The organism is Hymenobacter yonginensis (genome assembly GCF_027625995.1).
Classification (GTDB): Bacteria; Bacteroidota; Bacteroidia; order Cytophagales; family Hymenobacteraceae; genus Hymenobacter; species Hymenobacter yonginensis.
Genome location: NZ_CP115396.1, coordinates 4515139 through 4541558, shown reverse-complemented (window position 1 = coordinate 4541558; position 26420 = coordinate 4515139). Strand labels below are relative to the sequence as shown.

23 protein-coding genes are annotated in these 26420 nt (G+C 62.0%); 8 read left to right on the top strand and 15 right to left on the bottom strand.

The features are described 5' to 3' along the window. Positions 1-7: 7 nt before the first annotated feature. The 9 genes from O9Z63_RS19475 to O9Z63_RS19435 form a co-directional block, all read right to left on the bottom strand. Entirely contained in the window at positions 8-904 is an 897-nt protein-coding gene (locus tag O9Z63_RS19475) for a DUF6089 family protein (protein WP_270127078.1), read from the bottom strand. A 130-nt stretch (positions 905-1034) separates the two neighbouring features. Continuing rightward, a complete protein-coding gene (locus O9Z63_RS19470; RefSeq protein ID WP_270127077.1) occupies positions 1035-1928 on the bottom strand; it encodes an NAD kinase in 894 nt (297 codons plus the stop codon). Between the two features lie 35 nt (positions 1929-1963). Beyond that, a complete protein-coding gene (locus tag O9Z63_RS19465; RefSeq protein ID WP_270127076.1) occupies positions 1964-3265 on the bottom strand; it encodes a POTRA domain-containing protein in 1302 nt (433 codons plus the stop codon). Positions 3266-3450: 185 nt separating this feature from the next. After that, positions 3451-4128 carry a CBS domain-containing protein gene (locus O9Z63_RS19460; protein ID WP_270127075.1) on the bottom strand — a complete coding sequence of 226 codons (678 nt, stop codon included), beginning with the start codon at positions 4126-4128 and terminating at the stop codon, positions 3451-3453. Positions 4129-4351: 223 nt separating this feature from the next. Further along, positions 4352-5128 carry an alpha/beta fold hydrolase gene (locus O9Z63_RS19455; protein ID WP_044014536.1) on the bottom strand — a complete coding sequence of 259 codons (777 nt, stop codon included), beginning with the start codon at positions 5126-5128 and terminating at the stop codon, positions 4352-4354. Between the two features lie 4 nt (positions 5129-5132). After that, entirely contained in the window at positions 5133-5750 is a 618-nt protein-coding gene (locus tag O9Z63_RS19450) for an anthranilate synthase component II (RefSeq protein ID WP_044014538.1), read from the bottom strand. 129 nt (positions 5751-5879) lie between these two features. Further along, on the bottom strand, positions 5880-6401 hold the full coding sequence (locus O9Z63_RS19445; RefSeq protein ID WP_270127074.1) for a CvpA family protein: 522 nt from the start codon (positions 6399-6401) through the stop codon (positions 5880-5882). Between the two features lie 136 nt (positions 6402-6537). Beyond that, on the bottom strand, positions 6538-7002 hold the full coding sequence (locus O9Z63_RS19440) for a GatB/YqeY domain-containing protein (RefSeq protein ID WP_270127073.1): 465 nt from the start codon (positions 7000-7002) through the stop codon (positions 6538-6540). Between the two features lie 59 nt (positions 7003-7061). Then, positions 7062-8087, bottom strand: a complete 1026-nt coding sequence (locus tag O9Z63_RS19435) for a hypothetical protein (RefSeq protein WP_270127072.1) — start codon at positions 8085-8087, stop codon at positions 7062-7064. An 82-nt stretch (positions 8088-8169) separates the two neighbouring features. Between O9Z63_RS19435 and O9Z63_RS19430 the strand changes: the two genes are divergently transcribed. The 7 genes from O9Z63_RS19430 to O9Z63_RS19400 all read left to right on the top strand — a co-directional run bounded on the left by O9Z63_RS19430 (position 8170) and on the right by O9Z63_RS19400 (position 15477). Next, positions 8170-8883 (top strand): pyridoxine 5'-phosphate synthase, encoded by a 714-nt coding sequence (locus tag O9Z63_RS19430; protein WP_270127071.1) that lies wholly within the window; start codon positions 8170-8172, stop codon positions 8881-8883. Between the two features lie 108 nt (positions 8884-8991). Next, complete coding sequence (gene mnmH / locus O9Z63_RS19425; RefSeq protein WP_270127070.1) at positions 8992-10005, top strand: tRNA 2-selenouridine(34) synthase MnmH; 1014 nt, start codon at positions 8992-8994, stop codon at positions 10003-10005. A 67-nt stretch (positions 10006-10072) separates the two neighbouring features. Beyond that, positions 10073-11113 carry a selenide, water dikinase SelD gene (gene selD, locus O9Z63_RS19420; protein WP_270127069.1) on the top strand — a complete coding sequence of 347 codons (1041 nt, stop codon included), beginning with the start codon at positions 10073-10075 and terminating at the stop codon, positions 11111-11113. Positions 11114-11119: 6 nt separating this feature from the next. Beyond that, positions 11120-11719, top strand: a complete 600-nt coding sequence (locus O9Z63_RS19415; RefSeq protein ID WP_270127067.1) for a hypothetical protein — start codon at positions 11120-11122, stop codon at positions 11717-11719. A gap of 281 nt (positions 11720-12000) precedes the next feature. Beyond that, positions 12001-13830: an ATP-binding protein gene (locus O9Z63_RS19410; protein WP_270127066.1), complete on the top strand. Its 1830-nt coding sequence runs from the start codon at positions 12001-12003 to the stop codon at positions 13828-13830. 60 nt (positions 13831-13890) lie between these two features. Next, positions 13891-14667: an alpha/beta fold hydrolase gene (locus O9Z63_RS19405; protein ID WP_270127065.1), complete on the top strand. Its 777-nt coding sequence runs from the start codon at positions 13891-13893 to the stop codon at positions 14665-14667. Between the two features lie 99 nt (positions 14668-14766). Further along, a complete protein-coding gene (locus tag O9Z63_RS19400) occupies positions 14767-15477 on the top strand; it encodes an SAM-dependent methyltransferase (RefSeq protein WP_270127064.1) in 711 nt (236 codons plus the stop codon). A gap of 138 nt (positions 15478-15615) precedes the next feature. On the opposite strand, the gene feoB is transcribed toward O9Z63_RS19400, so the two are convergent. Together feoB and O9Z63_RS19390 are read right to left on the bottom strand one after the other, a co-directional pair. Continuing rightward, a complete protein-coding gene (gene feoB, locus O9Z63_RS19395) occupies positions 15616-17805 on the bottom strand; it encodes a ferrous iron transport protein B (protein WP_270127063.1) in 2190 nt (729 codons plus the stop codon). Positions 17806-17813: 8 nt separating this feature from the next. Continuing rightward, entirely contained in the window at positions 17814-18089 is a 276-nt protein-coding gene (locus tag O9Z63_RS19390) for a FeoA family protein (protein ID WP_270127062.1), read from the bottom strand. Between the two features lie 282 nt (positions 18090-18371). Between O9Z63_RS19390 and O9Z63_RS19385 the strand changes: the two genes are divergently transcribed. Beyond that, the gene (locus tag O9Z63_RS19385) at positions 18372-19238 is read left to right on the top strand and encodes a carboxypeptidase-like regulatory domain-containing protein (protein WP_270127060.1); all 867 of its coding nucleotides are present in this window, start codon (positions 18372-18374) and stop codon (positions 19236-19238) included. Positions 19239-19426: 188 nt separating this feature from the next. On the opposite strand, the gene O9Z63_RS19380 is transcribed toward O9Z63_RS19385, so the two are convergent. From O9Z63_RS19380 to O9Z63_RS19365, 4 genes are all read right to left on the bottom strand, one after another. Further along, positions 19427-20047: an OmpA family protein gene (locus O9Z63_RS19380; RefSeq protein WP_270127059.1), complete on the bottom strand. Its 621-nt coding sequence runs from the start codon at positions 20045-20047 to the stop codon at positions 19427-19429. A gap of 72 nt (positions 20048-20119) precedes the next feature. Continuing rightward, a complete protein-coding gene (locus tag O9Z63_RS19375) occupies positions 20120-21511 on the bottom strand; it encodes an alpha/beta hydrolase family protein (RefSeq protein WP_270127058.1) in 1392 nt (463 codons plus the stop codon). 756 nt (positions 21512-22267) lie between these two features. Then, on the bottom strand, positions 22268-23662 hold the full coding sequence (locus tag O9Z63_RS19370) for an alpha/beta hydrolase family protein (RefSeq protein WP_270127057.1): 1395 nt from the start codon (positions 23660-23662) through the stop codon (positions 22268-22270). Positions 23663-23833: 171 nt separating this feature from the next. After that, complete coding sequence (locus tag O9Z63_RS19365; protein WP_270127056.1) at positions 23834-26332, bottom strand: bifunctional UDP-N-acetylmuramoyl-tripeptide:D-alanyl-D-alanine ligase/alanine racemase; 2499 nt, start codon at positions 26330-26332, stop codon at positions 23834-23836. Positions 26333-26420 lie beyond the last annotated feature (88 nt).

Sequence of the window (26420 nt, the reverse complement as noted above, 5' to 3'; positions counted from 1 at the left end):
CTGCTGACTAGCGGAATTTCGGGCTCTTCACTTTCGGAGCCAGGATGTAGTTTACGGTAAGACCGGTCGTAACGTACCAGTCGTCCTCGTCAGACTTGCCACGCTGGCTGCCTGGCGCGTTGAAGTTAGGGAATTCACCGCCGACAACCAGTACGTTGCCGCCACCAAAATACTTGGCTGCATCGGAAGAAAGGCTGGCTTGGCTGATGTAGTTCGTGCTTACGTCATCGAGGTAGTCGTTGAACGTTTTGCGGAAACCTACTTCCAGACCTACGTCGAAGCTCTTGTTCACCTTGTAACGAACACCACCGCCGAAAGGTATGGCAATGCCGGCTTTGTTGTAGTCGACACCTTCGGTTTTGAGTGGCTGCAACGCAACGTACGAACCTTTAGACAGGCTGCTTGGAGCATTATCGCCTACGAGGCCCTTAGGGTTGCCCGAGTAAGCAGCAATACCACCGAATACGTAAGGTACCAGGTCAGGACGCTTGATGTAGGTGTTCCGGTTTGGAATCAAGTCGAAGATACCAACAACGGAGATTTCCGCCAGATCATTGCGGAAGCTCATGTTGCGGTTGTAGCGGTACTTCGCGTCCTGATCGTTCTTGTCGGCTGCTTTGGTATCGTCGCCGGTGATACGACCATAGGCCAGAGCAGCGCGAGCCGAAATACGGGGCGTAAAGCGGTGCGTGAAGTTCACTCCAATGTTAGGACGGGTCGCTCCGAAACGCAGGCTGGGAATGCTAGGTTTCGGCGTGATGTCGCCGAAGTAGTTCATTGCGTTGACGCTAACGCCCACCGAATTGTACTGCTTTCGCTTGCTGAACTGCTGTGCGCTAGCCTCGGAGGCTACCAGCGACAGGACAGAAGCCAGCGCCAGAGTGTAGGTGAAGATCTGCTTCATATGGAGCAATGGTTTAGGGATATCAACGGGTTTGATGAGCGAATGTGCTGAAAACGAGACAGGCGCACTCAGCGACAAAATTAAGAGAGGAAGGGAACTTAAAAAACTTATGGCAAAAAAAGCACTTCCACTATACTGGGATTCCGGACGGGTTACGCCGGTCAAGGCCCCAATTCAATTTACTCCGCAAGGTACTCAGGAAGTTAACATGATTGAGTTTTACTAGGCGAACTGTGAAATTTTCCCGACGAACCGCAATCTGAATTCCGGCGTCTACGGCTACTGAGCGCGAATCGAGAGAAAGCAGGAACTGGTTGCTCCGGCCTTCTATTTCGAAGGAAATCACGCTGCGGTCTGAGACGATGAGGGGTCGCACATTGAGGTTGTGCGGACATACGGGAGCAATGATAAAATTGTTTGTTTGAGGTAGCATAACCGGCCCGCCACAGCTGAGCGAGTAGCCGGTAGAGCCCGTGGGCGTGGCCACTATCAGCCCATCGGCCCAGTAGGAATTCAGGTATTCTCCATCGATATAGGTGTGCACCACAATCATGGAAGAGGTGTCGCGCTTCAGGATGCTGAACTCGTTGAGGCCAAAATTGATGCCTCCGAACGCCTCCGGATCGGTATCCACCCTAATCAGGCTGCGCTCCTCAATCACGAAGTGCCCTTTAAAAAGCGCATCCAGAGCCTGCGTAATCTGGTCGGGGGTGATGGTGGCCAGAAACCCGAGCCGGCCGGTATGGATGCCTAAAATCGGAATCTGTGCACTACCCACGTAGGTTACCGTGTCCAGCAGCGTGCCGTCGCCCCCGATGCTGAGCACAAACTGGACGCCAAGCAGCGCATCGCCACGCTGGAAGGTTTGGGTGCCTTCAGGCAGCTGCAGGCGGGGGTGGAGGTACTCGTAGAACGGTTCGGCAATGATAATCTCGGTTTGCCGATTGCTTAGGTTATCAAGCAGACCTTGCACGAAAGACAGGTTATCATCTTGGAAAGGCTTTCCGAGAATGGCGATTTTCATAGGTGTGGCAGCATCCGCCGAAGCGGAGAATAAGGTCAGATGGGAAATTCGGAGCGGAAAAAGAACCCGCCCTGCCCCCGCAGGGTACGCGCGTATTCCAAGGTGAATACCCGGTCGTAGTAGGTAACAAGGTGCAGGCCCACCCCGACTGATGCCAGCAGACGCCCGGGCAGCTCATTGGGCAAGCCCCTGGTGTTCGCGCCTACATAACCGGCATCGGCAAAGGTATTTAAATAGAGCACCAACGGAATGGTATTAATTTTTGGGTTGTCCAGCGGCTGCAGCTGCAGCTTGCCCGCGTCGAAGAGCCGGTAGCTTACGCCTTGCTGCAGCAGGGCGTAATGGCGGCCATCGATTACGTAGGGGTCGTAGCCCCGCACAAGCGACTCGTAGCCCAGGGCGCGGTTGTCGGCGTAGCTGAGGCGGCGGCTGAACCGCATTTGCCCCTGCGCTGCGGCACTGTAGTAGAAGGGGCCGCCAAGCGCCACGTACCGGGCGTATCGCCCCCGCACTAGCACTTGAGGAGGAGCGCCGGGCGTCAGGAAGTGGCGGTAGACGATGCTGGCCCGGGCGTAGCGCCCGGTGAGCGGATAGGCAAACGTGTTGCGCTGGTTGAGTACAGCGGATAAGCCGGCATCCAGAAACTGACGCCGGGTTCGGCCCAGAAAATAGTCTGAGTTCAGCAGGTTGACGGAATCGGAAATCTGCTCCTGATGAAAGCTCACGTCGAAGGCGGCCAGCGCCTGCACCGTGCGCCGCCAGCGCAGGCCTACGGTGGCGTAGGTGCGGCTGATAGGGTCGCCGTTAATCGGCCGAAAAGTGACCAGCCGGTCCTGCTGCGTAGCGTAATCCAAGGCCCGGGCCCGGTAGAACGACAGCCCGGCCCCTACCCCGATGCGGCGCCGGGGGCCGTAGCCTGGGGCTTCGTAGAACAGCTCATATTTGCGGTTGAAGCCCAGCTGCAGATTGCCAATCAGCTCCTCGTTGCGGCCCCGGAAATTGCGCCGGGTGATGTGCAGGCCGTAGTCGACGCGGCGCCACTTATCGGGGCGGTCGGCCCAGGCGCGCAGGTTGCGGTCGGCCAGCGAGAAGATGGGAATGGGGAAGGTGTACCAGCGCTCCTGCACGCTGAAGAGTACGGTGAGCTCGCCGTTGCGGCACGCCAGCTGCACCAGCACCTGGTGAAACAGCTGCAGGTTGAACAGCCGCCGGCGGTTGGCCTCCAGGCGGCGGCTCAGGTTGGCCGCACTAAGCGTGTCGCCCTCGCGGAAATCCAGCTCGGCCCGCAGCACCTGCTCCTTCGTGACATCGTTGCCGACAAACAGCAGGGAAGCCACGCGGAGCACTGGATAGTTGGGGCACTGTGCCCGCAACAGGCTATCCGGCGCGCTACGGCGCGCAGAATCCAGCGCGAATTGCCCGGCGACCAAAGCCGGCTGGGAACACGACAAAACTGGCCGCACTACGCACAGCACCAGAAGCATCAGCCACCAGCAGTACTTTTTTTTCACCCGATCGGCCCTTACAGACTCAGGTACTTGAGCAGCGCGTCGTAGCGCTCCTGCTCGTTTTCCCCCAGCTCGCCCACTCCACTGAACTGGGCCGTGATGGCATAGCCGAAACGCTCCAGCGTGGCGACAATTCTCGTCAGGCTGGGCGTGTTTACTTTGATGGTGAGGCGGATGCGGTACGGATCATGCTCGTCCTGCGCGACGTGTGCACTCAGCACCTTGGAGCCGTTTTCCTCGATATAGCGGCTGATGGTGGACAAGGAGTAGTCCCGCTCCTCCATTGAGAGTACCAGCACGGCGCCCTGGCCGGCCGCGATAGGCGGCTGGCCGAAAGCAGCCAGCGTGTCACTTATTGTTACCACGCCCACGTACTCGCGCTCCTTGTTCAGCACCGGCACCAGCTGCACCTTGTTCTGGATGGCTACTTCCATGATGCTGTAGAAGTGCTGGTCAGACTGCACGTGCACATCGGCGTAGCCCAGGGGCAGGCCGGCCAGCAGCTGCCCGCTGTTATCGGCAAGCTCGTAGTCGAGCAGGTCGGCTTCCGTGACCAGGCCCCGGTACTGGCGGTCGTCGAGGACAGGCAATTGGCCGACGTGGAATTCCTCCAGCCACTTGGCCGCTTTGCCCACAGTATCCGACACCTTGAGGGGCGGAATCATCTGGTTGAGCAGTTCTTCAGCAATCATGGAATGCATCGGCGGAGGTGAGGAAAAGTGAGGAGCAGCGGCCGGATCTGCGCGGCTGGCAGCCCCACAGAGCCCGAGTTGGCAAATAAGGTACGAAAAGCGGGCCGCGTTGGCCTGTAGGAAGCGCCTTGTACGACAAAAAGTTTTACGCAGCCTGCAGCCCGGCTATCAGGCCAGTTCCGCAGGACCCGCAACAACTGTGCTAACCGCTACCGGCGGCCCGCTACGAAACGGCTACCAGCGCAGTCCGTTGCAGGAACTGGCGGAGCAGCACGTTGAATTCGCGCGGGCGCTCCATCATCGGGGCGTGGCCGCAGTGGTCGAGGAAGCGCAGCTCGGAATTGCGGATGAGGCGGTTGAAATCATGCGCTACCAGCGGCGGCGTGATGGTATCGTTGAGGCCCCAGACCAGCAGCGTGGGCACGGCAATCTTGCTTAGCTCCTTGCCGATATTGTGGCGCTGCGCCGAGCGGGCAATGCTGATGATGCGCAGGCATTTGGCGTTGGAATTGGTGACGTTGAACACCTCGTCCACCAGCTCGCGAGTGGCCACGGCGGGGTCGTAGAAGGTGTAGGCCACCCGTTCCTGCACGTAGCCGTAGTTGCCGCGCTTCGGAAACGAGCCGCCCATGCCATCCTCGAAGAGGCCGCTGCTGCCCGTGAGTACCAGCCGCGCCACGCGGCCGGGGTTACGCAGCGTGTATTCCAGCCCTACGTGGCCGCCCAGCGAGTTGCCCAGCACGGTGCAGGCCTCGGACAGGCCCATCGTGTGCACGAAGGTTTCCACGTATTTCACCAGGCCGGGCACGCCGGCCTGGGTCAGGGGCATTTCGTAGATGGGCAGCAACGGAATAATCACCCGGTAATCCTGGCGGAACTCCGACACGACGTCGTGCCAGTTGCTGAGGGCGCCGAAAAGGCCATGCAGCAACAGCAGCACCGGGCCGGTGCCTTCATCCACGTACTGAAACTCTCCGCGTTGTTTGATCTGCAATTCCATGTGCTCAGGCGACAGGCGGCCCGGCAACAGCCGGCCGGCCCTCTTCTACAATGATACAATACCGAACCCAATTGCGCAGCATGGCCAGCCCGTGCGGGGTCAGCAGCGCTTCGGGGTGAAACTGAACGCCCACCAGCGGCAGCGTGGTATGGCGCAGGGCCATGATTTCGTGGTGCTCGTCGGCGGTGTGGGCCAGCGGGCGGAGCGTGGCGGGCAGGTCCTTCACTATCAGCGAGTGGTAGCGCGTGACGGGCAGCCGGGCCGGCAGCTCCCGAAACAGCGGATCGGTGGTATCCACGTTCAGCTCCGTGACTTTGCCGTGCATGGGCCGCACGGCGCGGCCGAGCGTGGCCCCGAAAAATTCGCCCAGCGCCTGATGCCCCAGACACACGCCCAGGATAGGCACACGCTGGTGCCAATGCGCCAGCACGGCCGGCATATTGCCGGCCGCCGCCGGCGTGCCCGGCCCCGGCGACAACACCAGCGCATCAAACTGCCGCTCCTGCAGGGCGGCTGCCGGCACGTCGTTGCGCACCACCTCCACCTCGCACCCCAGCTGCCGAAAGTAGTCCAGCAGGTTGTAGGTGAACGAGTCGAAGTTGTCGAGCAGCAGCAGGCGCATATGGGAATGATTGACTGGTTTGATGGCTGAATTTTTGGAGGGCTGAGCGGCTGTTTCAGAAACATCCCGTTACGGGCCTGCTCAGCACTGCATCCACTCAGCCATTCAACAATGCAGCCATACAACCATTTAAAACACCGTTTTCAGCTTATCGAGCAGCGTGCTGGCGAAGGGCATTACGAACCCCACGATTTCCAGCGCAAACGGCGTAGCCTGGCGCACCACCGGCAGGACCTGCGAGTCGGCCACGAGCGTGGGCGAAATCAGCTGCAGACCGGCCATACCGATGCCGTGCAGCAGCAAACTCAGGGCCAGCACCCACTTCAGCACGCCGGCCAGCCCGCCGCCCAGGTTGTCGAGCACGCCCAGCGGGGTGAGGTGCACGGCTTTCTTGATGAAGCCGCCCAGCAGGTGCACGCCCCACACAATGGCCACGAACACCAGTATAAACGACACCAGGGGCAGCAGCCCGAAGGCCTCCCCCACGTAGTGCCGCACCAGCGGAATGGCGTCGTTGAGCAGCACCAGCCCGCCGATGGCCCCCAGCACAAAGGCCAGCAACGACGCCACTTCCAGCACCAGCCCCCGCCGGAAGCCTTTCACGGCCCCCACCGCCAGCGGAATCAGCAGCAGAATATCGAAAGCGGACATTGTTGAAGGAGGCTTAGAGGAAATACTGTCATCCTGAGCTTGCGAAGGACCTTATTACGGCAGCACAATAATGTCAGCATCAACCGTGGCAAGGTCCTTCGCAAGCTCAGGATAACAGTATTTTCCGATTGTTCTACTACAAGTTCGTGTTATTCAGCAGGTTGCTAACCACCTGCGAAATCACGCGGCCGTCGGCCTGGCCGGCCAGCTCGCGGGCGGCTACGCCCATCACCTTGCCCAGGTCGGAAGGGCCGGTGGCGCCTACGCGCTGGATGATGCCCACGATGCGCTCCACGATATCAGCTTCGGTGAGCTGCTGGGGCAGGTATTCCTCGATGATGGCCAGCTCGTTGAGCTCCACTTCTTCGAGGTCGGAGCGGAACTGCTTGTTATAGGTATCGGCGGCTTCGCGGCGCTGCTTGGCCTGCTTGGTCAGGAGCTTGATTTCGGCGTCGGGCGTGAGGGCCGCGCCGTGCTGGCCTTCGGCGGTTTCGGCCAGCAGAATCTGCGACTTGATGCTGCGCAGCGTGGTCAGACGGACTTTATCTTTGGCCAACATGGCCTTTTTGATGTCGGCGTCGATGGTTTCTTTGAGAGCCATAGTTCAGGGGAAATGAGGTGCAAGATTACGGTTTTTGGCGCTAGCCGGAGCGTATACGGCTAATCGGCGCGGGTGGCAGCCTGCAACTGCCGCGCAAACGCCGCCCGGTCATCTACATACAGCGCTACCTGCCACACGGTGCGCCGCAGCCCATACAGGCCCGCCACTGCTACGGGCTGGCTGAAGGTGAGCAGCACGTTGGGCGCGGTCAGCAGCGGCTTGGCGAGGTTGAGCAGATGCCGCCGTGGTGCGGGCGTATCCGAGAGCAACTGCAGCCGCAGCACGGCTTCGGCCGGCACTTCCAGCCGCCACATAAAGCCCGTCCGGACGATAAGGCGGCGGCCATCCAGCAGCACCGGACGCAGCGGCACGGCCCGCAGGTGGGCCAGCAGAAACAGCAGCGTGTAGGCACTCAGCAGCAGCGCCACCAGAGCCGCCGTGGCATTCCAGCGGCTCAGCAGCAGGTGCGCCACCACCATTTCCACCACCGATACACCCATTACCGTCAGGAGCAGCGCCCGGAAGCCCGACTCGCGGCTGGTGCTGAACGCCTGCTGCCCCGGCCCTACTTCGGGCCGGGCGCGCCAGCTCAGCAGCGCGTACCGGAACATGGCCAGCTCGGACACCAGCGGCGCCCACGCCCGCCGAAACACCGCCGTGAAGGCCGCGTGCAGGTTTTCCACGATGTCGGCGCTGTACTGGGTGGCGTGGATGTAGGCCCGCAGGAGGCGGCGGATATTGACGGCCATCATCACCACGGCCAGGCCTTCGGGCAGCACCAGCAGGTGGCGGCCCCACTGCAGGTACTGCTGTTGGCCTGCCGGCACCAGCCAGAAGCCCACGGCCAGCATGGCGCTGAACACGGCCCCGACCGTGGTAGCGGGCAGCCGGTAGCGGCGCACCACCAGCCCGTAAAACAGCAGCGGAATCCCCACCAGCAGATCCAGCGCAACGGCCGCCGGCAGCTCGGGCCGCAGCCGGAAAGCGGGCTGCTGAATAATGGTGTACTCGATCAGCAGCGCCAGCAGCAGCAGACCGCCAAACAGCAGCGCGGGCCGGAAACTAACGGTAGTGGATTGGGCCATGGCGGCAACAGAAAAAGGAGTACGCGGTTTGGGGGTGTATCTTTGACTTTCTGCCTTCCCACCCCCAAGCCAGCCGATCAGCATGACCAAGCTCAGCGTAAATATCAACAAAATAGCCACCCTGCGGAACGCCCGCGGCCACAACCGCCCCGACCTGCTGCAGGTGGCCCGCGACTGTGAGCGGTTCGGCGCACAGGGCATTACGGTGCACCCCCGCCCCGACGAGCGCCACATCCGCTACCAGGACGTGCGCGACCTGAAGGCCATCGTCACGACCGAGCTGAACGTGGAAGGCAACCCCACCCCGGACTTTCTGGACTTGGTGCGCGAGGTGCGCCCCGAGCAGGTGACACTGGTGCCCGATGCGCCTGATGCTATTACCTCCAACGCCGGCTGGGACACGGTGCAGCACCAGATTTTCCTGATTGGCGTGGTGCAGGAGCTGAAAGCGCTGGGCTGCCGCGTGAGCATTTTCCTCGACCCCAGCCCCGAGATGGTGAAGGCTGCCGTGGCTACCGGCACCGACCGGATTGAGCTCTACACCGAAGATTACGCCCGCCTCTACCACCACGACCGGGAAGCCGCCCTGCGGCCCTACCGCGCCGCCGCCGAAATGGCCCAGCAGCTCGGCCTGGGCCTCAACGCCGGCCACGACCTCGACCTCGACAACCTGGCCTACCTCAAGCAAAACCTGCCGGGCCTAGCTGAAGTAAGTATCGGGCACGCGCTGGTGTGCGACGCGCTGTACCTGGGTCTGGAAAACACGATTCAGCTGTATCGGCGGCAATTGGCGTAGTGTAGCATAGGCGTTAGCCTGTGCCGCCCGCCGCTTTCCTATTTTTCATTTCACGCTTCGCCCTCGCTGCCTCGTCTGGTTGGCGGCACAGGCTGAAGCCTATGCTACATGCCGCGTCTTTCCCTTCAGGACTTCCTGCACACCTCTCCCGATATTCCCTTGCTGGACGTGCGGGCCCCGCTGGAATATGCGCAGGGCCACATTCCGGGGGCCGTGAGCTTTCCGCTGTTTTCGGATGAGGAGCGGGCCCGCATCGGCACCACCTACAAGCAGGTAAACCCCGACAAAGCGGTGCTGATGGGCCTGGATATGTTTGGGCCCAAGATGAGCCGCATGGTGCAGCTGGCCCAGAAGCTGGCCCCGGCCAAGCAGGTGCGGGTGCATTGCTGGCGCGGTGGCATGCGCAGCGGAGCCGTGCAGTGGCTGCTGGAGCTGGCCGGCTTCCAGGTGCAGCTCCTCAACAAAGGCTACAAAGACTACCGCCACTTCGCGCTGGCCGAGTTTGCGCAGCCCCGGCCGCTGCTGGTGCTGGGCGGCCTCACCGGCTCCGGCAAAACCGACGTGCTGCACGAGCTGGCCCGCCGTCAGCAGCCCCTGCTCGACCTCGAAGGCCTGGCCCACCACAAAGGCTCGGCCTTTGGCAGCATCGGCCAGCCGGCTCAGCCCACGCAGGAGCAGTTCGAGAACGAGCTTGCTTGGCTGCTGGTGGATTTGCCCGTCAGTGCGCCGGTGTGGGTGGAAGACGAGAGCCGCACTATCGGCAGCGTGCACGTGCCGCCGCCCTTCTTTGCCCAGATGCAGGCCGCACCGCTGGTACTGCTGGAAATCCCAAGAGCCGTGCGGGTGCAGAAGCTGGCTGCGGAGTATGGCCGCGAAGACGCCGGCGCGCTGGCCACCTCCATTCTGCGCATCCGTAAGCGGCTGGGCGGCCTGGCCACCAAAGAGGCACTGGCCGCCATTGCCGAAGACGACATGGAAAAGATGGTCAGCCTTGTGCTCGACTATTATGACAAAACGTACACTCACGGCATCGGCCCGCGCAACCCGCTCCGCGTCCCTTCTGACACCTGCGACCCGGCCGTAAATGCCGAGCTGGTGCTGCGGGCCGCTTCTTCCCTGTAATTTTCACGTAGTGCTTCGCGGTGGCCGTTTTTCCACGGTACACTGCGCGCAACCACTCTCCAACGATATGTCCGACCAGATTCGCCTCACCCAATACAGCCACGGCGCCGGCTGCGGCTGCAAAATCGCGCCCAAAGTCCTCGACCAGATTCTGCACACCAGCATCCCGCAGCCGCACGATGCGCAGCTGCTCGTCGGCAACTCCTCTCGCGACGACGCGGCCGTGTACGACATCGGCGGCGGGCAGGCCATCATCAGCACCACCGACTTCTTCATGCCCATCGTGGACGATGCCTACGACTTCGGGCGTATTGCTTCGGCCAACGCCATCAGCGACGTGTACGCCATGGGCGGGCGGCCCGTCATGGCCATTGCCGTGCTGGGCTGGCCCATCGACAAGCTGGCGCCGGAAGTGGCCCGCCGCGTGATTGAAGGCAGCCGCAGCATCTGCGCCGAAGCCGGTATCCCGCTGGCCGGCGGCCACAGCATCGACTCGCCGGAGCCCATCTTCGGGCTGGCCGTCACGGGTCTGCTCGACATCAAAAACCTTAAGCAAAACGACACTGCCACCGCCGGCTGCGAGCTGTACCTGACTAAGCCGCTGGGCGTGGGCATGCTCACCACGGCCCAGAAGCGCGGCATTCTGCGCCCCGAGCACGAGCAGATTGCGCCCCGCAGCATGATGCAGCTCAACAAAATCGGGCAGGAGCTGGGCCGGCTAGAAGCCGTACGCGCCATGACCGACGTGACGGGCTTCGGGCTGCTGGGCCACTTGGCCGAAGTGTGCGAAGGCAGCGGTCTGACGGCCGAAATCGAGTTCAGCAAAGTGCCGCTGTTGCCAGAGGCAGCCGAGTATTACGCCCAGAAGTCCATTCCGGGCGGCACCGTGCGCAACTGGGACTCCTACGGCCACAAAATCGGCCCCGTCACCGACGAGCAGCGCGCCTGGCTCTGCGACCCGCAAACCTCGGGCGGCCTGCTGGTGTGCGTTGACCCAGCCGGCCGCGCCAAGGTGGAAGCCGTGTTCGGGCAGCACGGACTGGCGCTGCAGCCGTTTGGCACCCTGCGCGCCCACACGGCCGACGAGCCCTGGATTCAGGTTCGGTAACACTGTATGAAAACCATTTCGCTGCTGCGGCCCCTGCTGGAATTTGGCGGGGCCCTGCTGTTGCTGCTCGTGGGTCTGCGCGTGGTTACCGGGCTGTTTGGCACCAAGCGCGCCACGTATCAGGTCACGTTTGGGCGGCAGCTGGCGCTGCTGTTCTGGCCGCTGCTATGCCTGAGCATGGGGCTGCCATTTCTGGCCTCCTTCCTGTTTGCGGGCACTCTGTCGGGCTTCGAGTTGGTGCTGCTGCTGGTATTTTCGGCGCTGGTACTGGGCTTTGCCACGCCAGCGCTGTTGCTGCACCTGCACTACTACCTGCGCAACCACGCCACGGCCCTGGTTTTCGAGCCCAAGCACAATCAGCTAGAAGTATACGAGCACGGCCAGCGCATCCCGTTCGAGCGCGCCGACATACTGCAGGTGGAGTACGTACGTTGTAGCTCCCAGCGGCTGTTCTGGAGCAATTACGAATACCTGCAGCTGCATCTGCGGAGCGGGCAGGTGCTCACGCTCTCCTCGCTGATGCTAAAACTGGCCCCCTTGGCGGCCTTTTTGCGCAATACCAACTTCCGCACCCGGGATAAGTGGTTTTGTATAATCCAACGATAAAGAATTGCACGCCCCGGAAACAGAGCTTTATAAGATTCACCCTTAAAAAAGTCCTAAACTACCATAATTAGCTTTTATTTAAGCGTATATCCAGTATTTTACCCCTCTGCTCAGGAAACGATTTCGTGGCTATTGTTTTTCAATAGCTATATTTGCTGACAGTATTTTTGTATTTCGTCGTGATTCGGCTTTTCTCATCGTGTCTTCTGCTCCTGATTTGTCTTGGGGTGCCTGCCGCAGGGTGGGCGGCCGAAGCACCTCCGAGCTCAGCGGAAGCCACTTTGCTCCGCCGCCTGGTAGTGCAGCCGCCCGATACCGGCCGCATCCGGCTGTTGGCCGCGCTCTGCTACGAGCTGCACGACTCCGACCCGACCAGAGCGCTGCGCTACGGCGAACAGGCCGTAGCCCTGGCCACCACCCTCCGCGACCAGCCCGGCCAGCTGCACGCCCTGCTTAACCTGAGCAGTTGCTACGCCAACCTCTCCGACGGGCCGCACGCGCTGCGCCTGCAGCAGCAGGCCCTCACGCTGGCACGGCGCCTGCGCGACACCGACGGTATTGTGCGGGCCTACACCGGTATCGGCGGCATCCACCACGAGCGCAACGACACCCTGAATGCCCTGCGCAACTATCAGTGGGCGCTGGAGAAAGTCTACAGCAAAGGCGTGAAGACGCGCACCCAGCTCATGCTGTTCGGCAATCTGGGCAACCTCTACTCCTACCTGGGCCGCTACTCGCAGGCGCTGCTGTACACGCGCCGGGCCCTGCAGCTAGCCCGCGCCAACGGCGATAAGGCTGGCGAGTCGCTGTACCTGGCGCACCTGGGCACGCACTACTACCAGCAGAACCAGCTCGATCTGGCCGAGGGCCTGCTGCGCGAAGCCATTACGCTGGTAGAGCCCCTGCGCAGCTACCGTATCGAGGCCGGCCACCTGGAAATGCTGGCCATTGTGCTGCTGCTGAAAGACCAGTTCGACGAGGCCGAAACCCTCACCCGCCGCGCCATGCGCCTAGCCCGGCAGACCGCCTCGCAGGAACGCATTCTGGATGGCTACAACCTGATGGCCGAAATCAACGCCAGCCGCCACCAGTATGAGCAGGCGTTTGAATGGCAAAACCGTTTCCGGGACCTCAACGACTCGCTCAACAGCCGCTCGCGCCTGCAAACCCTGGCCGCCCTGCAGACCCGCTACGAAACCCAGGGCAAGGAGCACCAGATCAGGCTGCTCACGCAGCAGGGCGAGCTGCAGAACCTGCGCAACCAAGAGCTGTGGGCGGTGGTAGGCGCGTTGGTGCTGGGCCTGGGCGGGGTGTTTTTTCTGTACTTGAAGCTGCGCCAAAGCCGGGCCGCTCTGGCCGCCAACAACGTGGCGCTGCACCAGGCCACCCGCGAGCTGCGCGAAGTAGCCGCCTCCAAAGACCGCCTCTACGCCGTAGTAGCGCACGATTTGCGCGGCCCCGTTACGTCGTTTGTGGGCGTAACCGAGCTGATTGAGTTTTATCTGCGCAAGGGCGACGAGAATGGATTACGCCGCCTGCCGACGCTGGTGCGGCAGTCGGCCAACAGCCTCAACAGCCTGCTCGACAACCTGCTGAGCTGGGCCGTCAGCCAGACCGGCGAGCTGGTCAGCCAGCCCGAATGGCTTTCGGTGGATGAGTTGTTTGCCGAAATCGAGGAGCTGTACCGCACCACAGCCGAGGCCAAGCAGATCCGCCTAACGGCCTCGGAGGTACCTGGCCTGCAGGTGTGGTCGGATCTGAACATGACGCGCACCATCCTGCGCAATCTGGTGGGCAACGCCCTGAAGTTCACGCCCAGCGGCGGCCACATTCAGCTGGATGCAGCCGCCACCCCCGACCACAATGTGCTGCTCAGCGTGGCCGACTCCGGCCGCGGGATGCCCGCCGAGCAGCTCGACGCCCTGCTGCGCGACAGTGCCAGCTCGCCCATGATGGTATCGGCCTCCAACAACTCCCGCTCGGGCACGGGCCTTGGGCTGCCGCTGTGCCGGGCGTTTGTGGAGCGCCTGCATGGCACGCTCACCGTCGAAAGTACCTTGGGCCAGGGCACGCTGGTGCAGATCCGGCTGCCGGCCCGCCCGGCCGCCTAGCCGCCGCCGCGCACATGTGGCGCCCACTCCCGACCTTTGCGGACTCCTACCGTTTCCGCTATGCTGCTTCATTTCCGCGAACAAGGCCAGGGTACGCCGCTGGTTATTCTCCACGGCCTGTTTGGCACCCTCGACAACTGGCAGACGCTGGCCCGCCGCTGGGCCGACGCCGGCCACCGCGTCATCAGCGTGGACCTGCGCAACCACGGCCGCTCGTTTCATAGCCCCGAGCACAGCTACGACCTGATGAGCCAGGACGTGTCGGCGCTGTTCGACCACCTCGGCCTCGGCCCTGATACTACCCTGATGGGCCACAGCATGGGTGGTAAAGTGGCCATGCGCTTCGCCCTCGACCACCCCGACCGCCTGGCCCGGCTTATCGTGGTCGACATTGCCCCGCGCCTCTCCGACATGGCCCACCAGGACGACATCGTGGCGGGCCTGAATGCCGTGCCGCTGGCTAGCCTAGAAAACCGCCAGCAGGCCGATGAGGCCCTGGCTCAGCACATTCGCTGGCCCGACGTGCGCCAGTTTCTGCTCAAAAACCTCTACCGTCAGGAAGACAACGCCTTTGCCTGGCGGCAAAACCTGCCGGCCCTCACGCAGCACATGGCCGCCATTGGGGCCGAAATCAGCGCGCCGCAGCCCTTCCTGAAACCCGCGCTGTTCATCCGCGGCGGCAAGTCCGACTACATTTCCCCCGACGACAAGCTGCACGGCATCCCGGCCCTGTTTCCGAACTCGCAGGTGGAAACCGTGCTGGACGCCGGCCACTGGGTGCACGCCGAAAAGCCGGAAGAAGTATTCGGGCTGGTAGCCGCTTTCATTGGTGCCTAAATGGTTGAATTGCTGAATGGTTGTTCATACCCATTCGGCAATTCAACCATTTAGCCATTCAACCACCCAACAATTTAACCATTTAACTACCACACGCCCTTGAAAACCGGCACGCTGTACCTTATTCCCACCATTCTGGCCGACGACACGGCCGCGCAGGTGCTACCGCCGCAGGTGGCCACGCAGGTGGCGGCGCTGCGCTGCTTTCTGGTGGAAAACGCCCGGACGGCGCGGCGCTTTATTAAGAGCGTGGCCCCGCAGCACATCATCGAGGAGCTGCAGGTAAGCGTCATCGACAAAGACAGCACCGAGGCCCAGATTCAGGCGGCGCTGCAGCCCGTGCGCGCCGGCCAGGATGCGGGCGTGATTTCGGAAGCCGGCTGCCCCGGCATTGCTGACCCCGGTGCCGAACTGGCCCGCGCGGCGCATCAGCTCGGGATTCGGGTGGTGCCGCTGGTGGGGCCCAGCAGCCTGTTACTGGCGCTTATGGCCTCAGGGATGAACGGGCAGAGCTTCACGTTTCACGGCTACCTGCCCATCGAGCGGGCCCGGCGGGCGGCGGCCATCAAGCAGCTGGAGCGCCTGGCGCAGGCCCAGCACCAAACCCAGCTGTTCATCGAAACGCCCTACCGCAACATGCAGCTGCTCGACGACCTGCTTAGCCAGCTCAGCGGCAGTACCCGCCTGTGCATTGCCGCCAGCCTCACCGCCCCCAACGAATACGTCCGCACCGACACCATAGCTGGCTGGCGCAAAGCCGGCCTGCCCGAAATCCACAAGCAGCCCGCCGTGTTCCTGATTGGGACGTAACGCCCCTGAGATGTAACGCGAAGTTCCACTTCGCGACGCGCCCGGACTACACAGCTGGAAAAACCCGGCTGCCTCCACGCGTCGCGAAGTGGAACTTCGCGTTACATCCTAGCCGCACTGAGCGGGAGCGTTGTGCTGCTACTTCAGTACCTGATACACCAGCAGCGACGCGGCGTAGGCCAGGCCGGTCATGTAGAACAGCTGCAGCAGCGGCCACATCCAGCCTTTGGTTTCGCGGTAGGTGGCGGCCAGCGTGCTCATGCACTGCATGGCAAACACGTAGAACACCAGCAGTGAGGCCGAGCGGGCTGGCGTGAAAAACGGTTGCCCGTTCAGGTCTTTTTCGGCGGCCAGCTTCTGCTGCACGGTCAGCTCGTTGGCATCCTGCCCCACGCTGTAGATGGTGCTCATGGTGCCCACAAACACCTCCCGGGCGGCAAAGGACGTAAGCAGCGAAATACCGATTTTCCAGTCGAAACCCAGCGGCCGGATGGCGGGCTCGATGAAGTGGCCAAAGTGACCGGCGTAGGAGCTTTCCAGCTTCTGCGACGCCACCCTGCTTTCGGTTTCGGCGGGCGCTAAGTTCTGCGTTTGCGCAGCCGCACGCGCCTGCGCTTCGGCCTGCTCCATGGACTTGCCCGGCCCGTAGGAGGCCAGCACCCACAGAATCACCGAAATGGCCATAATCACCTTGCCGGCCTGAAACACAAAGGCTTTCACCTTCTCCACGATGGTCAGGCCCACGTTTTTCCAGCGCGGCCAGCGGTACACCGGAAACTCCATGATGAAGTAGCTGCGTTCGGTGGTGCGCATAAACAGTTTCATCAGCCACGCCGAGCCCACCGCCGACACGAAGCCCAGCAGGTACAGACTCATCAGGGCCACGCCGCGCAGGTTGAAGATGCCTAGCACCGGCTGGTCGGGCACCACCAGCCCAATCAGCACCGTGTACACCGGAATGCGGGCCGAGCAGCTCATGAGTGGCGTCACGAAGATGGTGATCAGCCGGTCTTTGCGGTTTTCGATGGTGCGCGCGCTCATGATGGCCGGCACCGCGCAGGCCATGCCCGAAATCAAGGGCACCACGCTTTTGCCGTTGAGCCCAAACTTGCGCATGATGCGGTCCATCATGAACGTAACGCGGGCCATGTAGCCGGTTTCTTCCAGCACCGCAATGAAGGCAAACAGCAGCGCAATCTGCGGAATGAAGATCAGCACGCCGCCCAGCCCGGCCAGCACGCCCTCCGTAAGCAAGCTGATAAGCGGGCCGTCGAAGTTGGATTGGATAAGACCGTTGATCCAGGCCACGCCCTCGTCAATCAGCTCCATGGGGTAGCTGGCCCAGGCAAACACCGCCTGAAACAGCAGAAACAGCACCAGCATGAAAATCAGGTAGCCCCACACGCGGTGCGTGAGCACCCGATCAATCCGGTTGCTGTACGGCTCGGCCCGCTCCGTGCGCGTCACCGACACGGCATTCAGCAGCAGCTCGTTGATGCGGGCGTAGCGGGCAATGGTTTCCTGCGCCTGCCGCGCCGTGGGCTCAAACTCGTATTTCGCCACCAGCTCGGCCACGTAGGCGCGCTGGTCGGGCGTGAGGAAGCTGATGTGGCGCCCCTGGTGGGCGTAGTGTAGCGCCAGGTAGTCGTTGTGCAGGTTGAAGTAGTAACGGATCTGCCGGATCATAGGCAGCAGCTCCGGCTCGGGCTCGTAGAACGACACGGCCGGGGCATCTAGCTGCTGCGCCATCACAATCTTGAGGGCCGCTACTCCAATGCCCTTGCGGGCGTTCATCGGAATAACCGGCACGCCCAGCTCCCGCTGCAGCTCCGTCAGATCAATACTGATGCCGTGCTGCTCGGCCACGTCCATCATGTTCAAAGCCAGCACGGCCGGTAGGCCCAGGTCAGCGAGTTGCGTGAACAGCAGCAGGTTGCGGCGCAGGTTGCTTGCGTCGGCCGTCACAATCACGAAATCCGGGTACTGCCCCGACGTCTGATCGTAGAGCAGATCGGTAATCACCTTTTCGTCGAGGCTCTTGGGATAGAGCGAGTAGGTGCCGGGCAGGTCGATGATTTCGGCGCGGTGCTGCGGCGTCAGCTGGCTGATGCCGGTCTTGCGGTCCACGGTCACGCCGGGGAAGTTGCCTACTTTCTGGTTGAGCCCGGTCAGCTGGTTGAACAGCGACGTTTTGCCGGAGTTGGGGTTGCCAATGAGGGCAATTCGGGTCAGGCGGGTTTGGCCGGGCAGGTGCGCGGCAGCCGTTTCCAGCGCAGCCGCCGAGGCAGCCTGCCCGTTGGGGGCGGTTCGGATTCCGGCACTACGCATACGCTGGGCTATTCTTTGAGCAGAATGGTCGCCGCCTCACTCACGCGCAGCGACAAAGTATAATCTGCCGCCTCACCTACTACCAGCGTGATTGGGCAGCCCAGCGGGGCCCGGCTGTTGAGACGCACCTGCGTGCCCGGGATGCAGCCCATTTCCAGCAGCTTGAGCGCCATTTCGGGGTCCTGGAGGCAGCAGATGGTGCCGCTTTCACCCAGCCGCAAGTCTTTCACGCTCCGGCGAGGCGGGGCGGAAACAGGAGAAACAGGCGCGTGGGAAGCAGACATAGGAGCGGAGTTATTTAGACTTGCTTTAAACAAAGGTACTACCCATTTATGTTTCGGCCAACAACAGCTTATATCCCCCCTGTTTGGGGCTTCCGTCTGGGCCGGCACTATGGCCCTGAAATAAAGCGGCTTGCATCTGGCTAGCACTATTCCTTCTCGCAATTGCATCTTTAGGAATATTTAAAGACGGCATGATGGGAATTGGTATTATCATTTTAATTTTGGCATACAACACTATTCTGCCTAACCATGCTGCAACGCTTACTCGCATTTTTTACCCTTTTGCTGTTGTTCCCGGCGCTGGGCATGGCCCAGGAGAACCGTTTGTCGGGCCGGATCGTCGACTCCAAAACCAAGGAGCCCATCCCGTTTGCCTCCATCGGCCTGAAGGAAGAGCAAACCGGCGCCCTGACCAACGAGTATGGCTTTTTTCAGATGGCAACGCCTGAGAAAAATGCCCAGGACTCCATCATCGTGCTGGCGCTTGGCTACAAGCGCATGGCCGTGGCCGTGAAGCGCGGCGTGTCCCAAACCGACCTGATTATTGAGGTGCCTAAGCGCGTTATCGAGCTGAGCAACGTAACGGTAAAGGGCGGCAAGGTGAAAGATCTGGCGCTGGGCTCGAAGTCGAGCACGCCCGGTGAAGGCATGATCCAGGGTATGCCCGGCAGCCAGTATGCTTTCTTCGTGAAAAACGACAAGGGCAAGACCCTCGGCAACGTCCGCTCGGTGTCGTTCTACATCGGCGAAAACGGCTTCCCCCGCGAGCCGTTCCGCGTGCGCCTCTACAAGGCCGACGGCAACTACAACTCGCCCAACACCGACCTGCTCACCGAAAACGTAGTAGTATCGGCCCCGAAAGGCGGCGCCTGGTACACCGTTGACCTGAACCAGTACAACATCGAGGCGCCGAAAGAGGGCTTCTTCGTGGCGATGGAGTGGATTGTGAGCGGCGACAAGTTCTACACCACCAACTTCATGGACACCTACACGCCCTACGGCCAGATCATGCGTCCTACCTTCGAGTTTAAGGAGAGCCGCACCTGGAGCTACACCATGGGCAAAGGCTGGAGCCTGCTCACGCTCTCCAGCAACGGTCAGCGCTACAACGCCATGATCAAGGCCGAAGTAGACCAGATCAAAGACTAATCGCTGATTTACGCTGATTGAGGTGATGTCGCTGATTTCTTGACGCACTGCTGTCAGCAGAAAATCAATAAAAAGAAAGGCCGCTTCGGATGAAGCGGCCTTTCTTTTTGTGGCTGAACGTCGAGAGTGAAGCGTCAAGAAATCAGCGACATCACCTCAATCAGCGCAAATCAGCGCAAATCAGCGATTTACTTGATGACGGCAATTTCTACGCGGCGGTTCTCCTGGCGGCCTTCGGCGGTGGCGTTGGAAGCTACCGGAGCGGCTTCGCCCATGGGCTCGATGCTGACACGGGCGTCGCCCATGCCGCCGTTCATGGCCAGCCACTTCTTCACGGCTTCAGCGCGCTTGGCGCTCAGCTCCTTGTTGTAGCTTTTGTCGCCGCGCGAGTCGGCAAAGCCCAGCACGCGCACCTGGCTCTTGCCATAGCGGCGGCCGATGGAAGCGGCAATTTCCGACAGGGCCCGCGTGGCGCTGGGCTTGATGTCGGCCTTGTCGGTGTCGAACAGCACTTTCTCTTCAAGGCCGTACACGCTGTATTTCTCGTTGCCGCGTACGGTTACCTCGGGCAGGTCGATTTCTTCGTAGGTTTCGTTGGCCAGCTGGGCCTTAGTCATGTCCCAGGCAGAGTCCACGGCATTGGCGGCGCCAGCGGCGGCATCGGCTACGGTGGTGCCATTGCTGGCTACTACGGCAGTATCGGCCGTAGCTTCCGAAAGCTGGTCTTTCTCTTCCGGCTTTTTCAGGTCGCTGCAGGAAGAGGCCAGCAGGGCGGTAGCTGCCAGAGCAGACAGTAAGGTCTTTTTCATCAGAAAAGGGAGCGTAGGGGTAGTTAGTGAGTTCCGGGGCGGAAGGTACCAAACTTCCCGTTTCCGCCGGCGCTACTTGGCCGCCGTGTGCGCTACAATCCAGGCGCGGATGGTTTCTTGGGCCACGGGCGAGAAGGTTTCGCGCGGCTGGCCGTTGACGATGGGCCACTCGGCCGGGTCGGGCTGAAACAGGTGGTTTACGCCCGGCAGCTTTTTGCTGGTCACGTCGCGGTTGGCTTTCAGGGCTTTGGCCAGCGCCCCCATATTGGCATCGGCCGCCACGTAGAGGTCGGCGGTACCATTGAGCAGCAGCACCGGGCATTTCACCTCAGCCAGGCGCTCCAGGGGATTGAAGCCCAGAAAATACCGGTACCGAAACGAGGTAAGCTCTGCCGCACTGGCCTGGGCGGCTTCGGCGTCAATTGCCGCATTGTTCTGGCGGAGCATGTTGGCCACAATGGCCCGCGCCTGCGACTCGTCGGGCGTCTGGCTGATGATTTCCAGCATGGACTGCTGGCGCTTGGTGGCGGCCTCAATCTGAGCGGTTTCCGTGCCCAGGGAGCGGAGCAGCGCCGCCTGCTGCTGCAGGGCCAGTGTGGTACCGGGCACCCCGTAGCCCGCCAACGACACCACAAAGGCCGGGGGCAGCGGCTGCGTAGCGGCCAGCAGCGCCACGTTGGCGCCTTCGCCGTGCCCAATCACCCCAATCTGCGACAGGTTGACTTCGGGGCGGGTGCGCAGATAGTTCAGGCCTGCCTGCACGTCGCTCACCAGGGCCGCAGTGGTAGCCTGAGCGAAGTCGCCGGTGGAACTACCCACACCCCGGTCGTCGAAGCGCAGCACAACAATGCCACGGCGGGTGAGGTAGTCGGCCAGGGCGCCCAGCAGGTGATACTCCCCTACCGTGGCGTCGCGGTTGTGCGGGCCGGCATCCGACACCAACACCACGGCCGGAAACGGGCCCGGCCCGGCAGGCACGGTCAGCATACCGCCCAGCCGCAGATTAACGGCCACATTGGAATAGGCAACTTCCTCTTCGCGGTAGGGCGGCGTCAGGCGGGCTTTAGGGGCGGTGCTGATGGCCGGCGCGGCGTAGGATAGCGTCAGGGGTACCTGAAAGCCGGGCTGCTGCCACGTGCCTTCCACCTGCTTGCCCCCCGAGGCCACTCGCCCGACGAACCGGCTGCCAGCTTCCTCAGCCGCGAAAATCACTGTATCGCCGCGCACATCCACTTTCACAGCCATGCGGCTTACTTTCTGCAGCGGCACGTCCAGGGTGGCAAAGTACGAGCCATCGGTGAGGCTGACCAGCCGAAAGATGACTTCCAGCTCACCGCCCGGCATTTTCAGGGGCCCTTTCCAGAAGCCGTCGAGGCTGGGAGCGGCTACTGCCGAGCTGGCTGCTACGCAGAGCAGCAGGGCCAGGCACCCACGCAGGAATCGTAGGCAAACAGAAGTTTTCATGGAGCGCTGGGCGAGAATCAAAATAGATAACTACTGAAAAACCAAATTTTTACCTGAGTGAATCAGCTGCGGGTTGGCAGCCCATGCTACCCAGGCAAAAGATGACGTGCGTGGAGGTTGCACCTACTAGCATGGGCAACAGAAAAGAGAAAGATAAGAAATCGGTTATTGAAAACGCAGTTGACTACCGCCGTTGTGTCAAAAGTAGAAGTTCATTGGGCCGCATGTTAATAATCAAGCCCAATGGCCTTCAGAAAGCGACGAACCGGGTGTTCCGACAGATAAGAAGTAGCGAAGTGCCATATCCTGTATTTGGCGGGTTACAGGCACCTAGTGTAGCTTTTCGGCACCAACGAGAACCAAGTGCGCCAGCTTAGCGCAATAGACACAAACGGGCATATTGAGCGACAGAAAACAATTCCCGAATTGAGAAAACAAATATATCAATTCTGCCTGATATATTGATTAAATGAGTATAATATTTCACTTATGGCATAAATACTTATATACGAATTATATATAATCATACTCCATAACAGCCGATTTCTGCACTTCTGATTCTGGTGTGCTGATAGAGTATGTGCGTTGCGCTACCGGCCGTGCCCTTGCCCGTGCTCACGCGTGCTTCAAGCAATAGCCCGCCCTGGTGGATGCAGGAAGCTGCATCCGCCAGGGCGGGCTATGAAAGGTAGAGAGTAAGGCCCTCCGGCAATGGGGCTGAACCAGCCTGCGCTGCTCCCGGCAGCAGGAGTTGGGTTATTTGGCGTGGCTGACTATCCAGCTGCGCACGGCTTCGAGGGCTACGGGTGAGAAAGTTTCCTGGCGCTGGCCGTTCACCAGAGCCCAGTTGGCCGGGTCGGCCTGAAACTGGTGGTTGACTCCGGGCAGCTTTTTGCGGGTTACGTGCGTGTTTTTTTCCATGGCCAGGCTCAGCGCGTCCAGGTTAGTGTCAGCCTGTACTTCTAGGTCGGCAGTGCCGTTGAGCAGCAACACCGGGCACTTCACCTTGTTGAGCAGGATGCCGGGGTTGAACCGGAGCAGGTTGCTGTAGCGGAAAGACGTGAGGTCGATGGCGCGGTTTTTCGCGGTGAGTGTATCCAGCGTCGAGTCATAGGCCCGCATCATTTTCACCAGCGTGGCCTGGGCCTGTTTTACGTCGGGCGTGCGCAGCACCACGTCCTGCAGCGCCTGCTGCTGCTTGCTGAACGCCATAACGTCGAACTCCTGCACGCCAATGGCTTTCAGCACCGTCCGCTGCTGCTCCAGCACCAGCTGGTTGCCGGGCAGCCCGTACGCGGCCAACGTCACAACGAACGCCGGCGGCGCGGGCTGGCTGGCCGACAGCAGGGCAACGTTGCCGCCCTCCCCGTGCCCGATGACGCCGATGTGCGTGGTGTCGATTTTGGCCGTGTGCCGCAGGAGCTTCAGGCCGGCCTGTACGTCGCCGACCAGCTCGCTGGCAATGGTAGTGGAAAAGTCACCCGCAGAGGCTCCCACACCCCGGTCGTCGAAGCGCAGCACGGCAATGCCGCGGCGCGTGAGATAGTCGGCCAGCACGCCCATGGGGCGATAGTCGCCGGTGGTGCCGTCCCGGTCGTGGGCGCCGGCGTCCGATACCAGCACTACGGCCGGAAACGGGCCTTCGCCGGCCGGTACGGTGAGCATGCCGCCCAGCCGCAGGTTCATCTGCTCATTGGTATAAGCTACTTCCTCCTCGCGGTAGGGCGGCGTGAGGCGCGCCTTGGGAGCGGTGTTGATGGTGGCCGGGGAGAAGTTCAGCGTCAGGGCCGATTCGTGGCCGGGCTGGTACCAGGTACCGGTTACCTGCTTGCCGCCCGCCGCCAGCCGGCCGATAAACCGGCTGCCGGCTTCTTCGGCGGCCAGAATTACGGTGTCGCCGTGCACCTGTACCTGCACGGCCATGCGGCTCACGCGCTGCTGCGGCACATCGAGGGTGGCAAAGTATTCGCCGCCAGTGAGGCTCACCAGCCGAAACACCACCTCCAACTCGCCGCCGGGCATTTTGATGGGGCCTTTCCAGAGGCCATCGAGTGCGAGCGGCGCGGAGGCAGCCGCAGATCCGGCCATACTCCAAAGCAACACCAAGCAGAGCCAGTAGCGGGTCAGACGCGCAAAAGTAGAAATCATCATAGAAGGCAACAGCAAAATAAGAACACGGAATCAGGTTTTAGTGAAAATCAATTCACTACTATACAGGACACTGCCTGCCTGGCTAGGTTGCAAGATACACAGGCCGCGCAATTGATTATATTATCATTATCCAAATTTTTCCCGGATAAGGTTACACCGGGCCGCAGCCGCTTATTCGGCCACAAACACGCGCTTCACCCGCTCGCTCACGTTGGTCAGCAGCTCGTAGGGAATAGTACCAATGCGGGCCGCCAGCTCGGGCAGCGGCAGGCTGGGGCCGAAGATTTCGGCCGCGTCGCCGGCCTGGGCGCCGCTGATGTGCGTGACGTCGACCATGCACATATCCATGCACACGTTGCCGATGATGGGCGCGCGCTGGCCCCGGATAACCACCTCGCCCGCGCCGTTGCCGAAGCGCCGGTCGTAGCCGTCGGCGTAGCCGATAGCCAGCGTGGCAATGCGCCGCTCAAAGTCGGCGGCCTGGCCGCGGCGGCCGTAGCCCACGGTTTCGCCGGGCGGCAGCGTTTTCACCTGCGACACGGTGGTACGCAGCGTGCTCACGGGCTGCAGGGCATCGGGCTCCTGGCCGCTGGCTTCCACCCCGTACAGCCCGATACCGAGGCGCACCATATCGGCGTGGGCGGCCGGGAAGCGCAGGATGCCGGCCGAGTTGAGCGCGTGCTTCAGGATGGGGTAGCCGAGCACGGCTTCCAGCACCGGCGTCATGCGGTGGAAGGCGGCCAGCTGCTGCCGCGAGAAGTCGTTATGCTGCTCTTCATCGGCACCGGCCAAGTGGGTGAGGGCGCTGGCCACGCGCAGATGGGCAGCGTTTTCGCGCAGCAGCCGGGTCAGCTCGGGCAAGTCGGTTTCGGCGAAGCCGAGGCGGCGCATGCCGGTATCGAGCTTGAGGTGGATGGGCGGCAGCAGCTGCTCTTGGGCGGCACGCAGGTAGTCGTGCAGGCGCTCGAAGGAGTAGATTTCGGGCTCCAGCTGGTATTGGCGCAGCTTCTGGAAGGCATCCGGCGAGGGATTCATCACCATGATGGGCAGGCTGATGCCGTGCTGGCGCAAGTCCACGCCCTCGTCGGTGTAGGCCACGGCCAGGTAGTCGGCGCGGTGAAACTGCAGCAGGTTGGCGACTTCGGAGGAGCCGCTGCCATAGGCAAAGGCCTTCACCATCACCATGAGGCGGGTGCCGGGCTGCAGGCGGCGGCGGTAGAAGTTGAGGTTGTGGGCCAGCGCATCGAGGTTGACTTCCAGCACCGTGCCGTGGATTTTCTGCTGAAACGCCGCCACAATCCGCTCGAAGCCAAAGCGGCGCGCGCCCTTCACCAGGATGGTTTCGCGGCGGAAGGTGTCGGGCTGGAAGTGGCGCAGAAAGTCCTCGGTGGTATCGTAGAACACAGCCTCTACCCCATCGAAAGCGCCTTGGTGCAGGCGGATTTCGGGGCCGATGCCGACAAGGCGCGCCACGCCGTGAGTGCGCAGCAAAGCGGCCACGCGGGCGTAGAGGTCGGGGCCGGCGAGGCCGGATTCGAGTACGTCGGAGAGGATGAGCGTGCGGCGGCCGCGCTGGAGCTGGCGCGTGAGGGCGTCGAGGGCCAGGGCGAGGCCGGCTAGGTCGTTGTTGTAGGTGTCGTCGAGGACGTAGCAGTCGTTCAGGGCCTGCTTCATCTCCAGGCGCATGGCCACGGGCTGCAGCCTATCGAGGCGGTGCTGGATTTCGGCGGCGGGCACCTGCTGCCACAGCAGCACCGACAGCGCGTGCAGGGCGTTTTCCACGCTGGGCTCGTCGGCGAAGGGCAGTGTGAAGGTGTGCTCCTGTGGCACGGGGCGGGCCAGCGTTACGCGCACCACGGTGCGGTCGGCGCTGGCCTCGGCCACCGTCACGGCCACGTGGGCCAGGTGCGGGTGCTGGCGGCTCCAGGTGAAGGTGCGGTGCGCGGGCAGGTGGCGCTGGGCGGCTTCGTGAATCAGTTGGTGGTCGAGGCAGTAGAACAGCGTATCCACGTCCCGGAACAGCTGCATCTTCTCTTCCACTTTCTCCTGATGAGAGGCAAAGCCGGCGTCGTGGGCGGTGCCCAAGTTGGTGAACAAACCCAGCGTGGGCTGAATAACGGCTGCCAGCCGCGCCATTTCGCCGGGCTCGGAAATGCCGGCCTCGAAGATGCCCAGCGTGTGGCGGGCGTTCAGCTCCCACACGCTCAGCGGCACGCCCACCTGCGAGTTGTAAGAGCGCGGGCTTTTGCAGATGCGCTCCTCGGGGGCCAGCAGCTGCGCCAGCCACTCCTTCACGATGGTTTTGCCGTTGGAGCCGGTGATACCCAGCACGGGCAGCCGGAACTGGCGGCGGTGGGCAGCAGCCACTACCTGCAGCGCGTCCAGCACCTGCGGCACCAGCAGAAAGCCGCTGCCGGGGTAGGCCAGCAGCCCGCCGGGAATGTCGGCTTCGCTGTCGACCACAAATAGGCGCACGCCCTGCTGGTAGAGCTCGGGAAGGTAGCGGTGGCCGTTGTGCTGGGGCCCGCGCAGCGCAAAAAACACGCTGCCACCGGCCTGCCCCACGCGGCGGCTATCCAGCAGCAGGGTCTGGACGGGCGCAGGGGCGGGCGGGGTCAGCAGTAGGGTGCCACTGGTGAGGGCGGGCAGGTCGGCAGAGAAATCGAGCATGATGGGGCAAAGGTACGGTGGGGGGTGATGAGGTGATGAAGCGGCGCAGAGAGCTGGTAGTTGATTTGGCACCTATCTGACTAACAGG